The organism is Rhodococcus sp. USK10 (genome assembly GCF_019378875.1).
GTDB classification, from domain to species: Bacteria; Actinomycetota; Actinomycetes; order Mycobacteriales; family Mycobacteriaceae; genus Rhodococcus_F; species Rhodococcus_F pseudokoreensis.
The window spans coordinates 6,252,237-6,264,352 of sequence record NZ_CP076048.1 but is presented as its reverse complement, the minus strand read 5'-3'; the positions used below and the strand labels follow the sequence as shown (position 1 = coordinate 6,264,352).

Genomic DNA, 12,116 nt, shown 5'->3' with positions numbered 1-12,116 from the left:
GGCTACCGCAGACGGTCGCCCGTCGCCGCGGAGAAGAAGTACACCTCGCCGGGCTTCGGCCGCAGGTGCACCCTCTCCCCCGCGGCGACGGTGCGGGTGCGATCCACCCGCACCACCACCTTCCCGGACGTGCCGGACGCGTACACGAACGACTCGGCACCGAGTTCCTCGAGCAGGTCGGTCTCGACGGTGTACGAGTCCTTACGCCACGACCCGACCAGCGTCCACGACTCCGGGCGCACGCCCACGATCACGGATCCGTCGCCGATCGCCGAGTGCGGCACGGGAATACGCAGGTCGCCCAGTTCGGCGACGCCGTCGCGAATCGGGGTGTCCATGAGGTTCATACCCGGGGAGCCGATGAACCCGGCGACGAACGTGTTGACCGGGTTGTCGTACAGATCGCGTGGCCGGGCGACCTGCTGGAGACGGCCGTCCTGCATGACCGCCACCCGGTCGCCCATCGTCATGGCCTCCGCCTGATCGTGCGTGACGTACACGGTGGTCGTGCCGAGCCGGCGCTGCAGCCCCGCGATCTGCGAGCGGGTGCTCACCCGCAGGGTGGCGTCGAGGTTGCTCAGCGGTTCGTCCATGCAGAACACCTTGGGGTGCCGCACGATGGCGCGGCCCATCGCGACCCGTTGGCGTTGCCCGCCGGACAGTTTCGCCGGTTTGCGACCGAGCAGCGGTTCGAGTTCGAGCATCCGCGCCGCTTCCAGCACCCGCACGGTGCGTTCCGCCTTTCCGACGCCGGCATTGCGGAGCGCGAACCCCATGTTGTCGGCGACGGTCATGTTCGGGTACAGCGCGCAACTCTGGAACACCATGGCCACGTCCCGCGCCCGGGGCGGCAGCGCGGTGACGTCGGCGCCGCCGATCTCGATGCGGCCCGCCTCGACGGCTTCGAGGCCGGCCAGCATCCGCAGGCTCGTCGACTTACCGCACCCGGACGGACCCACGAGCACGAGGAATTCGCCGTCCTCGATGTCGAGGTCCAGCCGATCGACCGCGGGTCGGTCGGCTCCGGAATAGCGGTGGGTGACACCCGCGAACTGCACGTTGGCCATGAATGTTCTTTTCCTCCTACTGGGGCAGTTTGGGGGTGATCTGGCGGTCGACGATGTGCTGGAGTTGTTCCCCGACACCGGCGAGCCGCTCGCGCACGGCTCCCGCGGTCACCGGCCGTCCCCGTGATCCATGATCCGCACCTGGTAGACGGTGATTCCGAGCAGGCCCAGGAACATGATGGTGGTGCCGGTGCCGAGCGGACCGCCCCTGGTCATCACGTTGATGATGTCGAACACCTGAAGCGATCCCAGCATCACCGTGATCGACAGGAAGTAGGTGGTCGGACGCAACTGCGGGAGTACGACCCGGCGGAACGTCGTCCACCCGCTCGCCCCGTCGATCTCCGCGGCCTCCGCCAGTTCGCGTCGCGTACCCTGCAGTGCCGCAAGGTAGATCACGAACGTGTATCCGAGGTTCTTCCACATATAGGTGACCGCGACCATGAACAGCGCCCAATGCGGATCCTGGTAGAAGTCGGGAACGGAGTCGACCCCGACGCGGTGCAGGAGATCCTGGATCAGCCCGAACCGGGGGTCGAACACGAATTGGAACGCCACCCCGATCGCGGCGCCGGAGATGACGAACGGCGCGAAGATCGCCGATCGAACGAGGTTGCGCCCGTGCAGCTTACGGTCCAGCAGCACGGCGAGCGCGAGACCGGCGGCCATCGATCCGACGACGGTCGCGGCGGTGAACACGACGGTGTTGCCGACGATCTGCCAGGTATCGGGGCGGCTCCACCACTCGCGGTAGTTGCCCGGGCCGACGAACGTGGCGGCGGGGTCGGCGATGTTCCAGTCGAAGAACGACAGCCGGATGTTGTCCACCAGCGGGCGGTAGGTGAACAGAACGAGCAGAACCAGATTGGGGCCCACCAACGCCGCGAACAGCGCGTAGTCCCGCCACGGACGTCCGAGGAATCCCTGCTTTCCCGGCGACGGCAGGGTTCGTTCCGGACTCGATCTCACTGCGGCAGTCTGACGACCGTTTACGAATAGCCGGTAAATTGCCGTGGCCCGCACATTGAACTGTGCGGGCCACGGGACATGCGGGTGCGGATCAGATTCAGCGGTTCCAGTCGCCGAGACCGTCGGAGCCGTTCAGCGTGCCGCCCGCGGTGTTCTGGACGACGACGGCGTCACCCTTCTTCGAGTTCTCGTAGAACCACTTGGCGTCCTCGGTGCTGACGTTGAGGCAGCCGTGGCTGACGTTCGTGTTGCCCTGGGCGTTCACCGACCACGGTGCGGCGTGGACGAAGATGCCGCTGTACGACATGCGGGTGGCGTACTCGACGTACGTGCGGTAGCCCTCGGCGGAGTCGACCGGGACCCCGTACGTGGAGGAGTCCATGTACATGTCACGGAACTTGTCGCCGATGATGTACGTGCCGTTCGGCGTCTCGTGATCGACCTTGCCCATCGACGTCGGCATGGTCTTGACCACCTCGCCGTTGCGGGTGACGGTGATCTGCTTGGTGTTGTCGTCGGCGGTCGCGACGAATGCGTCACCGATGGTGAACGTGGAGTGCGCGTCGCCGGCATCCACCGTGACCTCGGTGTTCGCGGGCCAGAACTCGGTGGGCTTCCAGCGCACCTGGCTGTCGTTGATCCAGTAGAACCCGCCCTCGACCGGCTGGCTGGTGGTGACCTTGATGGCCTTCTCGGCGGCGGCGCGGTCGCCGATGGCCTCGTTGAAGCGGATGATCACCGGTTGCGCGACACCCACGACCTCGCCCGCACCCGGGTTGAGGGACGGGGCCGAGAAGTTTGCGGGAGCCGGCGCCGGTTCGGGCAGCGGAAGCTGCGGCGCGCCGGGCAGACCGGGCAGGGTGGGAAGACTCGGAATCTCCGGTCCACCGGGAAACAGCGGTGCGGCCTGTGCGGCCCCGACCAGCGCAGTTCCGGAGACGACGGCCCCGGTCAGTGCGACAGCGACGCGTGACGACCAGATTCCTGACTTGCCCATATGACCACTCTCGTTCGACGACGTGTACAACGCGCGTCCCCGACGGACCTATCAATCGCGCACTGCCATTAACACACATCATCCGGCCACGAGCAATTTGCCCGCAATCGTTGCCGCTCCGCGGCCTGCGGGCCGTCGGTGTCACCGAGTGGTCAAGAAGAGCTCACGATCAGGTCTCGGCGCGGGCGGCGGCGAGCATGCTCTCGATGGTGATCAGCTTCGTGCGCGTGCGGCCCGCCGCCCTGCCCGCGGCACGCTCGGTCTTGTCGATCCGCTGCCAGCCCTGGAAGTCGACGGCGTCCGGCGCGCGCTCGGCGATCAGCCGGTCGAGACCCTCACGGTCGGCGGGCGCGTCGAGACGGCCGGCGGAGAAGTCGTCGATGAGCATCCTGACCGTCTCCGCGGAGCAATATTTGTTTGTGCCGATCACGCCCGTCGGCCCGCGCTTGATCCACCCCGCGACGTACACGCCGGGTACCGGCGCACCGGTCTCGGGATCGATCACGCGGCCGTTCTCGTTGGGGATGACGCCGCGCCGGTCGTCGAACGGGATACCGGCCACCGGCTGACCGCGATAGCCGATCGAGCGCAGCACCAGGCCGGTGTCCAGCGTCGAGGTGTCGTCGGACGGTTTGGCGCTGAGCCTGCCGGACGCGTCCGCGACCATCTCGTTCTTCGCGATGCGCACCGATTCGACGGCGTCGGTGCCCAGAATTTCCACGGGCGAGGTCAGGAAGCGCAGCACGATCCGCTTCTTCGCCGGGTCGGCGGTACGCCGGGAGAACTCCTCGACCTGGCGCACCTTGTGGCGCTGCCACGGCTCCGCGTCGTCGCCGTCGATGAACGCGCGGCTCGCGGGGTCGAGCACCGCTTCCTCCGGGTCGACGACGACGTCGACGTTCGGCATGCGCCCGAGCGCCAGGAGTTCGGGGTTGGTGTACGCGGCCTGGGCGGGACCCCGGCGGCCGAGGATGACGACCTCGCGGATGTTGCTCGCCCGGAGCGCCTCGAGGGCGTGGTCGGCGAGATCCGTCGTGGCCAGGACCTCCGGGTCGGTCACGAGGATGCGGGCGACGTCGAGTGCCACGTTGCCGTTGCCGACGATGACGGCCCGCTCCCCCGACAGATCGAACGTGCGGTCGGCGTAGTCGGGATGACCGTTGTACCAGGCCACGAACTCGGTGGCGGCGTGGCTCCCGGCGAGATCCTCGCCGGGAATGCCCAGTTCGCGGTCGCCAGCCGCGCCGACCGCGTAGATGACGGCGTGGTGGTGCGCAAGCAGTTCCTCGTGGGTCACGTCGGTGCCCACGTTCACGTTGAAATGGCAGTGCACCGTCCGCTTGCCGACGACCGAGCGGAACTGGTCCGTGACGCCCTTGGTACCTGGATGATCCGGGGCGACGCCGGCACGCACCAGCCCGTACGGGGTGGGCAGACGGTCGAAGATGTCGACCTCGACGCGGGGCTTCGCCGTCAGTTCCATCGCGGCGTAGCAAGCGGCCGGGCCCGACCCGACGACCGCGACGTGGAGCGTGCCGAGGGCTGCGTCGATCTGCGGCAGCTCGAGCGGCTCGGGCCAGTCGGGGCCGATCGGGTGCTTGGTGTAGTACTGCGCGTTGATGTCGAGGTACGGCTCGTCGACCTCGTCGAGGTCGTTCTCCGCGTAGATGGCCTCCACCGGGCACTCCTCGACGCAGGCCCCGCAGTCGATGCAGGTGTCCGGGTCGATGTACAGCATTTCCGTGCTCGCGAACGGCTTCTCGTCCGGTGTGGGATGGATGCAGTTGACCGGACAGACGTCCACGCACGACGCGTCGTTGCAGCACGGCTGCGTGATCACATATGCCACGGTTCTCCCCTACCTGAGTACGCGCAGTCCGACGTCGAGATATGACCCCAGACTATAACGTGTTCCACTTTTGTGCGAGAACCGTGCGCGAGGTCAGACCGCGTCGCCCGGCTCCACCCGGAATCCGACCTTGACCGTGACCTGGTAGTGCGCGATGGCGCCGTTCTCGACGTGGCCCCTGGTGTTGACGACCTCGAACCACTCGACGTTCCGCACGGTCTCGTTGGTCCGCGCAATGGCGTTCTTGATGGCCTGATCGGTGCTGTCGCTCGACGAACCGACGACCTCGACAACTCGGTACACGTGATCACTCATCAGGATTCCTTTCGTGGGTTACTTGCCGTTCCGGACGATCGCCTGCGCCTCGACACCGAGCCGGGCCAGACGAAGATCACCGAGAGCCGTGAGGGAACTGCCGAGGCGGTTGGTGACGAACCCCAGGGACAGTCCGCTGTCGAGGTCCGCGTAGGCGCCGGACCCGCCGACCCCGTAGTGCCCGATCGCGTTCCGTGGTTGTTCCAGGGAGGCGAGCATCGGCCGGTGGTAGCCGAGCGACCACTGCGGGCGGATACCGAGGACGTAGTCGCGGTCGCGCGTCTGCACCTCCGCCATCCGCGCGATGGTGGACTTGCGCAGGAACCGGCGTCCGTCAAGCTTGCCCCCGTTGGCGATGGCGCCGTACATCCGCGCGAGCGCCCGCGCGCTGAACACGCCGTTCCAGCCGGGCATCACCGCGTCGTGGACCGCGGGGTTCCGGACCAGCGCGTCGAATCCCTGCGGCATCGCCGCCTCGGCGAGCCCGCGAGTGGGGCCGACGAGCGACAGCATGTTCGAGGTGAGTTCCCAGTTGAGTCCGGCCGGGTTGATGTGCGGGAACAGCTTCGCGATCCGTGGACGGTGTTGTCCGGGAACCTGATACCAGAAGTCGTCCACACCGAGCGGGCCCGCGATCTCGTCCTGCACGACCTGCACGAACGGCTTTCCGGCAACGCGGGCGATCAGCTCGGCCACCAGCCACCCGTACGTGACGGCGTGATACCCGGGGCCGCGCAGCCTGCGCGGATCCGCCGGGGCCGCCGCGAGGGCCTCCACGACGGCGTCGTATTCGAGGAGGTCGAGCGGGCTCCGCATCAGCCCCCGGACCTTGTGTAGTCCGGCCCGGTGGGTGAGGAGTTCGCGGACGGTGATGCCGTCCTTGCCCGCCGCACCGAATTCGGGCCAGTAACGCGCCACGGGGGCGTCGTAGTCGATCAGCCGGCGTTCGGCGAGCCGGTGGACGACCGTGCTGGCCACGCCTTTTCCGGTCGAGAACGACAGTGCGACGGTGTCGCGGTCCCACCGGCGGTCGCGGTCGGCCCAGCCGGCCCAGATGTCGAGGACCTTCTCGCCCCGGAAGTACGCGGTGAGCGCCCCGCCGCCGTGCTGAGGCTGCCGGTACATCGCGAAGAATCGGTCGGCGAGCGGCAGGAACCGCGGATCGACGTGCAGTTCCGTCCGTGGCACGGACGCGGGCCGGGAAACTCGAACGCTGGTCGTCATCGACCACCTCCGATCTCGCTGCCGTAAGTCCTACGGCAGGTGCGTCAGCCCATTGTGACTACCGTCACCATACGACGCCGACCGGGGTGGCGTTCAGGGAAGCCGCCACACTGTTATGCCGTCGCTCAGACATGCTTGACCTGCAAGGAAATTGATGGCCAGCGAGGGACCGGCCGCGCACACCACGCCTTTGGCCGGATCCGCGACGAGCGCCTGCCCACCGGGACCGCTCAGCACCAGCGCCGGGCCGACGCTGTCGACCGTTCCGATGGCGACGCTCTCGGGCCCGACCGCGACCGCCGCGACGGCGCCGCGGCGTGCCTCTGCCGCGCCGACACCGCCGCCCAGTCCGGCGCCGAGCGCCGCTCCCGCGTGGGCCGCGTCGGCGAAACCGACACCGTCGGTGCCGAACGCCGCCGAATTGCTGCTGGTGTCGGCGATGGCCCCGCACGCGGTGCGGTCGACGACCGTCGTGTGACCCCGGCCCGGCGGGGACACACAGGAGAGGGAGACGGCCGACGCGGTGGCCGGCACGATCATCAGAGTCCCGAGTGCCGTCGCGACGACACCGAGGACGAGTCCGGCAGTACGAACCGTCTTACGTTCCATGGCGACCTCACATTGTTCCCGACCCGACAGCCTCCGAGCCTACGTGAGCGCCGGCTATTTGCGGTCTCGGTCCCGACTCGGTTGTACCCGCTTGGGTTCCCCGGGCATTTTGGGGTAATTGGGTGGGTACGGGAGATCGCCGAGGCCGTTCGCGGTGTCCCGTTCCGCCATCTCCAGCAGCACGTCGAGTGATTGCGCCACGTCACCCATGGTCGCCATCGGGTCGCCGCGTTTCTCGAGCAGTGCGGGCACCGTCGCGATGGTGAAGTCGTCGGGATGGACGTCGACGAGTTCCTCCCACGTGACCGGCGTCGACACGGTCGCGATCGGCGTCTTGCGGGCCGAGTAGGCGGACGCGATGGTCTTGTCCCGGGCGTTCTGGTTGAAGTCGAGGAAGATGCGTTCGCCGCGCTCCTCCTTCCACCAGGACGTGGTGGCCCGGTCGCCGCTGCGCCGCTCGATCTCCCGGGCGAGGGCGATGCCCGCGCGCCGCACCTCGATGAAGTCCCACCGCGGCTCGATGCGGAGGTACACGTGCAGGCCGCGACCGCCCGAGGTCTTGGGGTAGCCGATCAGCCCGAGTTCGTCCAGCAGCGGCCGGAGCACGTCCAGCGCGACCGCCCGGGCGTCGTCGAATCCGGTGCCGGGCTGCGGGTCCAGGTCGATGCGCAGTTCGTCGGGGTGATCGACGTCGGGGCACCGCACCGCCCACGGGTGGAACGTGATGTTGCCGAGGTTCGCCGCCCACACGATGTTCGCGGCGCTGCGCACTCGGAGCACGTCGGCCTTGCGGCCGGACGGGAACGTGACCTCGCACGACTCGACGTGGTCGGGGCGCTTCGCCGGCACCCGCTTCTGGTAGATCTCCTCGCCCTCGACCCCGTCCGGGAACCGTTGCAGGTGCGTCGGCCGATCGAACAGGGCACCGAGCAGAGCACCGCTCAGCGCCACCGTCCGGTAGTACTCCACCAGGTGCCGCTTCGTGCCGCCGTCGGCACCGAGTTTCGGGTAGTAGATCTTGTCGGGACTCGACAGCCGCACGGCGACGCCGTCGACGTCGAGTTCTTCGGCAGGACTCGCCATCTAGGAACCTCCGGCCAGGACGTCGGCAAGGTCGTATCGCACCGGGACCTCCAATTGTTGGTACGTGCACTCGTCGGGTGTCCGGTCCGGGCGCCAGCGCAGGAACCGCGCGGCGTGCCGGAACCGGGCACCCTCCATCTGGTCGTACGCCACCTCGACGACGCGTTCGGGTCGCAGCGGAACCCAGGTGCGGTCGTTGCCCGACTGCCACCGCGTCGGCGCCCCGTCGGCGACGACGTCGTCGCCGACGCGCAGTTCGTCGAGTTCGGCGAGCAGTTCGATCCGCCGCGCCGCCGTGAACGCCGACGCGCCACCGACCATCGCCATCTGGTCGCCGTCGTACAGTCCGAGCAGCATCGACCCGATTCCCGGCTGGCTCTTGTGCGGCCGGTAGCCGATGACGACGCAGTCGGCGGTGCGGGCGTGCTTCACCTTCACCATTTCCCGCTTGTTCGGCAGATACGGGCCCACCAGCTTCTTCGCCACCACCCCGTCGAGGCCTGCCCCCTCGAACGCCTCGAACCACTCGGTGGCCGTCGCACTGGATTCGGTGGCCGCGGTGACGTGGCAGGAGGGCCCGCCGCCGATATCGTCGACGAGTTGCGCGCGGCGCACGGAGAAGTCCTCCCGACTCAGGTCGCGGTCGCCGAGGGCCAGCAGATCGAATGCGACGAACTGGGCCGGGGTCTTCTCCGCCAGCATCGTCACCCGGCTCTCCGCGGGATGGATGCGCTCCGACAACGACTCCCAGTCGAGGCGGGTGCGGCCGTCGATGTTGCGCGGGACGACGAGTTCGCCGTCCACCACGCACCGCTCGGGCAGTTCGTCCTTCACGGCGCGGACGAGTTCGGGAAAGTACCGGGCCAAGTCTTTTCCGCCGCGGGAACCGAGCACCACCTCGTCGCCATCGCGGAAGACCAGGACGCGGAACCCGTCCCATTTCGGTTCGTACGACCAGGCGAGCCCGGACTCCGGTTGCGCCGGAACGGACGACGCAGCCTTCGCGAGCATCGGCTGTAACGGGGGCATCACGGGGAGGTCCACCCGTCCATACTGTCACCACGATTGGCAAATCGGACAGCGATGTAATCAAATAATGCGCGACACGGCAATCGCGGTGGACACGGTCGAGGTGGCAACGGTCATCTCAGAGGCACGGGTGGCGGGACGTCACCCGACGGAGGGGTCAGACATGACAGGGTTAGTTCGGCGGGTGTGTACCGCGGTCGTCGCGTTGTCGGCGACGGCAGTTCTGGCGGCAGGGTGCGGTTCGGACACGACGCCCACCGCGGTGCCGGAGTCGGGTGCCTCCGCGGCCACCTCCACGAGCGAATCGACCACCGTGATCGACGGGCAGGAAGGCGAGGACGCGGGCGGCGACGTCGACTTCGAGGTCGCGATCGGTGAGTGCGTGAAGCTCGGCGGCACCGTCACCGACGCCGAGATCGACAAGGCGGTGTGCGGCAGCCCCGACTCGAACTACAAGGTGATCGCGAAGGCCGCGAAGAACAGCCAGTGCATCAGCGACGCCGACTCGTACTACTACGAAACCCTCGGCGGCATCGAGCAGGGCGCGATCTGCCTCGACGTGGACTGGGTGATCGGCGGCTGCATGGACGTCGGCGGCGAGGATCCCGCGCGCATCGAGTGCGGTGACACGAAAGCCGTCGACGGTGTGAAGGTGACGGAGATCGTGCAGGGCGCCACGTCCGTGGACTCGTGCAGCACGTCGTCCAACGGCTACGAATACTCCGAACGCAAGTTCGTCGTCTGCGTCGACGAACTCTGACGGCGGGTCAGGCCGGCTGCGAGTCCCCGCCCGCAGCCGGCCTCGCTCACAACCAGCCCCGGCGTTTGAAGATCGTGTACAGCCCGGCACAGGTGAGCATCATCAGCGACAACGCGAACGGATACCCCCCGACCCAGTGCAGTTCGGGCATGTGGTCGAAGTTCATGCCGTACACGGTTCCGATCAGGGTGGGCGCGAAGAGGATCGCCGCCCACGCCGACACCTTCTTGATCTCCTCGTTCTGCGCGTAACTGGCCTGGGTCAGGTTGCGCATCTCCTCGTTCTGCTCCTGCGACACCAGGGTGGCGTTGACGGTGAGGATGTTCCCGAGCAGCTGACGGAACCCGTCCGCCCGCTCCACGACGACCGTCGCGTGGTCGGTGACGTCGCGAAGGTAACGCTGCAACTCCTCGTCGGTGTTGTACTTCTCGAAACCCTGCGACAACCCCCGCAGCATTCCGAGCAGCGGCCTTGTGGCCCTCTGGAATTCGATGACCTCGCGGGTGAGTTCGTAGATGCGCCGGGACACGCCGGGCGCCCCACTGAACACCTCGGTCTCGATCTCGTCGATGTCGTTCTGCAGCCCGGCCACCACCGGCGCGTACCCGTCGACCACGGCGTCGAGGATGGCGTAGAGCACGGCCTCGGGTCCGAGCCGGAGCAGGTCCGGGTTGCTCTCCATCCGCCTGCGGACCGCCGACAGGTCGGGGGATTCGCTGTGCCGGACCGTGAGCACGAACGTCGGACCGCAGAAGACGTGCAGCTCACCGAATTCGACGCGCTCGGTCTCGTCGCAGTACCGCGCGGCCCGGAGCACCACGAACAGCGTCTTGCCGTAACGCTCCAGCTTGGGCCGCTGGTGGGCGACAATGGCGTCCTCGACGGCCAGCTCGTGCAGGTCGAATTGCTTTGCCGCCGCGTACAGCTGGGCGTCGTTGGGCCGGTACATCCCGATCCACGCCATCGACGCCGCATCCGGCAGGCTCGCGAGCGCCTCCGACAACGTGGCCGGGGTGGCCGTCTTCCGGCCGTCGCGGTAGACGGCGCTGTTGACCACCGTTTCCTCCGCCGGCGTCGGTTCGACGGCGCGGCGTGTGACGGCGTGACCGGCGGCCGCGTCGGACAGACCGGCGGAGCGGCTGGGCAGGAGGGAACGGATCGGGCGCAACTGAGGCATGGCACGGGGCTTTCGAGGGAAAAGGGGCAGCGCGGGACGGCGCTGAGGAACACGGACCGTGAAACCGCGCACCTACCGGTGGAACGGTTTCAGTTGGTACTGGGAGGTTGGCTTCTCATCGGATGCCACACCTCCTTACCCTCTCGCACACTTCCCTCGAAAGAACGCTCTCTCGAGATAACACAGTTCACGACCTCGGCGAACTGCAGACCGCAGGACACGATACCCCCGGCGACCGGCCACGACAACCTGGGATCCCCGCCGTGTCGGTCCCCGATCCGGCGCCCGCCGCGGCAGATACTGGGCGCGCACCGAATCACCACCGAGAGGCCCCCATGACCAGCTGGTCGGACAGACCGATCTGCGCGTTCGATCTGGAGACGACGGGGCCCGACCCCTCCGACGCCCGCATCGTCTCCGCGTGCATCGCCGTCGTCGACGCTCACCACGTCGAGTCGCGCACCTGGTTGCTCGACCCGGGGGTTGCCATCCCGCAGGGCGCGTCGGACGTGCACGGAATCTCCACGGAGTACGCCCGGGCCCACGGGCAGGACTACGCGACCGGGTACGCCGAGATCCGCGACGCCCTGTCCGACGCGTGGACCCGGGACCACGCCGTCGTCGCGTTCAACGCCTCCTACGACCTGACCGTCATGCACACCGAGGGTCTACGGCTCGGCCTGCCCGAACTCGTCACCGGCATCGTCGTCGACCCGTACGTCATCGACCGCGAGATGGACCGGTACCGAAAGGGCAGGCGCACCCTCGGTGCGGTGTGCGAGTACTACGGCATCGCGCTGGAGGACGCCCACGAGGCGGAAGCCGACGCGCTCGCCGCCGCACACCTCGCCCGGACGCTGGCGCAGGAGTTCCCCAATCTGCGGGCCCTCGACATCATGACCCACCAGGCCGACTGGCACGCGGAACGGCAGCGCGACTTCGCCGACTACCTCGTCCGGCAGGGACGTGACGCGTCGGACGTCAACGGCGAGTGGCCGATTCGCGGCCTCACCCCGTTCCGCATCGCCTGACCCGGG

At 68.0% G+C, this 12,116-nt stretch carries 12 protein-coding genes; 2 read left to right on the top strand and 10 right to left on the bottom strand.

Going from position 1 to position 12,116, the window contains the following annotated elements:
* Window positions 1-2: 2 nt before the first annotated feature.
* The 9 genes from I1A62_RS35790 to I1A62_RS35750 form a co-directional block, all read right to left on the bottom strand.
* Window positions 3-1,067: an ABC transporter ATP-binding protein gene (locus tag I1A62_RS35790; RefSeq protein WP_219456949.1), complete on the bottom strand. Its 1,065-nt coding sequence runs from the start codon at window positions 1,065-1,067 to the stop codon at window positions 3-5.
* A 108-nt stretch (window positions 1,068-1,175) separates the two neighbouring features.
* Window positions 1,176-2,075, bottom strand: a complete 900-nt coding sequence (locus I1A62_RS35785) for a carbohydrate ABC transporter permease (RefSeq protein ID WP_374710848.1) — start codon at window positions 2,073-2,075, stop codon at window positions 1,176-1,178.
* A gap of 58 nt (window positions 2,076-2,133) precedes the next feature.
* Window positions 2,134-3,033, bottom strand: coding sequence for an Ig-like domain-containing protein (locus I1A62_RS35780; protein WP_124395257.1), 900 nt, complete (start codon window positions 3,031-3,033; stop codon window positions 2,134-2,136).
* A gap of 169 nt (window positions 3,034-3,202) precedes the next feature.
* On the bottom strand, window positions 3,203-4,882 hold the full coding sequence (locus I1A62_RS35775) for an FAD-dependent oxidoreductase (RefSeq protein WP_124395258.1): 1,680 nt from the start codon (window positions 4,880-4,882) through the stop codon (window positions 3,203-3,205).
* 93 nt (window positions 4,883-4,975) lie between these two features.
* Window positions 4,976-5,197, bottom strand: a complete 222-nt coding sequence (locus I1A62_RS35770; RefSeq protein WP_087556818.1) for a dodecin — start codon at window positions 5,195-5,197, stop codon at window positions 4,976-4,978.
* 18 nt (window positions 5,198-5,215) lie between these two features.
* A complete protein-coding gene (locus I1A62_RS35765; RefSeq protein WP_124395259.1) occupies window positions 5,216-6,421 on the bottom strand; it encodes a serine hydrolase in 1,206 nt (401 codons plus the stop codon).
* 93 nt (window positions 6,422-6,514) lie between these two features.
* On the bottom strand, window positions 6,515-7,030 hold the full coding sequence (locus I1A62_RS35760; protein ID WP_124395260.1) for a DUF6764 family protein: 516 nt from the start codon (window positions 7,028-7,030) through the stop codon (window positions 6,515-6,517).
* Between the two features lie 54 nt (window positions 7,031-7,084).
* Window positions 7,085-8,113, bottom strand: coding sequence for a DNA polymerase domain-containing protein (locus tag I1A62_RS35755; protein WP_124395261.1), 1,029 nt, complete (start codon window positions 8,111-8,113; stop codon window positions 7,085-7,087).
* Window positions 8,114-9,157, bottom strand: a complete 1,044-nt coding sequence (locus tag I1A62_RS35750; protein ID WP_219456947.1) for an ATP-dependent DNA ligase — start codon at window positions 9,155-9,157, stop codon at window positions 8,114-8,116. It abuts the gene before it with no gap.
* 52 nt (window positions 9,158-9,209) lie between these two features.
* Between I1A62_RS35750 and I1A62_RS35745 the strand changes: the two genes are divergently transcribed.
* Window positions 9,210-9,902 (top strand): hypothetical protein, encoded by a 693-nt coding sequence (locus I1A62_RS35745; protein ID WP_124395263.1) that lies wholly within the window; start codon window positions 9,210-9,212, stop codon window positions 9,900-9,902.
* A 46-nt stretch (window positions 9,903-9,948) separates the two neighbouring features.
* Here I1A62_RS35745 and I1A62_RS35740 read toward each other — a convergent pair whose 3' ends face one another.
* Window positions 9,949-11,079, bottom strand: a complete 1,131-nt coding sequence (locus I1A62_RS35740; protein ID WP_087556824.1) for a magnesium and cobalt transport protein CorA — start codon at window positions 11,077-11,079, stop codon at window positions 9,949-9,951.
* A 335-nt stretch (window positions 11,080-11,414) separates the two neighbouring features.
* Between I1A62_RS35740 and I1A62_RS35735 the strand changes: the two genes are divergently transcribed.
* Entirely contained in the window at window positions 11,415-12,110 is a 696-nt protein-coding gene (locus I1A62_RS35735; RefSeq protein WP_219456945.1) for a 3'-5' exonuclease, read from the top strand.
* The last annotated feature ends 6 nt before the right edge of the window (window positions 12,111-12,116 follow it).

What these genes read in the sequence shown, in the direction of transcription:
- I1A62_RS35790 (WP_219456949.1), bottom strand. Translation starts at nt 1,067, where the DNA reads ATGGCCAACGTGCAGTTCGCGGGTGTCACCCACCGCTATTCCGGAGCC.
- I1A62_RS35780 (WP_124395257.1), bottom strand. Translation starts at nt 3,033, where the DNA reads ATGGGCAAGTCAGGAATCTGGTCGTCACGCGTCGCTGTCGCACTGACC.
- I1A62_RS35770 (WP_087556818.1), bottom strand. Translation starts at nt 5,197, where the DNA reads ATGAGTGATCACGTGTACCGAGTTGTCGAGGTCGTCGGTTCGTCGAGC.
- I1A62_RS35765 (WP_124395259.1), bottom strand. Translation starts at nt 6,421, where the DNA reads ATGACGACCAGCGTTCGAGTTTCCCGGCCCGCGTCCGTGCCACGGACG.
- I1A62_RS35760 (WP_124395260.1), bottom strand. Translation starts at nt 7,030, where the DNA reads ATGGAACGTAAGACGGTTCGTACTGCCGGACTCGTCCTCGGTGTCGTC.
- I1A62_RS35755 (WP_124395261.1), bottom strand. Translation starts at nt 8,113, where the DNA reads ATGGCGAGTCCTGCCGAAGAACTCGACGTCGACGGCGTCGCCGTGCGG.
- I1A62_RS35745 (WP_124395263.1), top strand. Translation starts at nt 9,210, where the DNA reads ATGCGCGACACGGCAATCGCGGTGGACACGGTCGAGGTGGCAACGGTC.
- I1A62_RS35740 (WP_087556824.1), bottom strand. Translation starts at nt 11,079, where the DNA reads ATGCCTCAGTTGCGCCCGATCCGTTCCCTCCTGCCCAGCCGCTCCGCC.
- I1A62_RS35735 (WP_219456945.1), top strand. Translation starts at nt 11,415, where the DNA reads ATGACCAGCTGGTCGGACAGACCGATCTGCGCGTTCGATCTGGAGACG.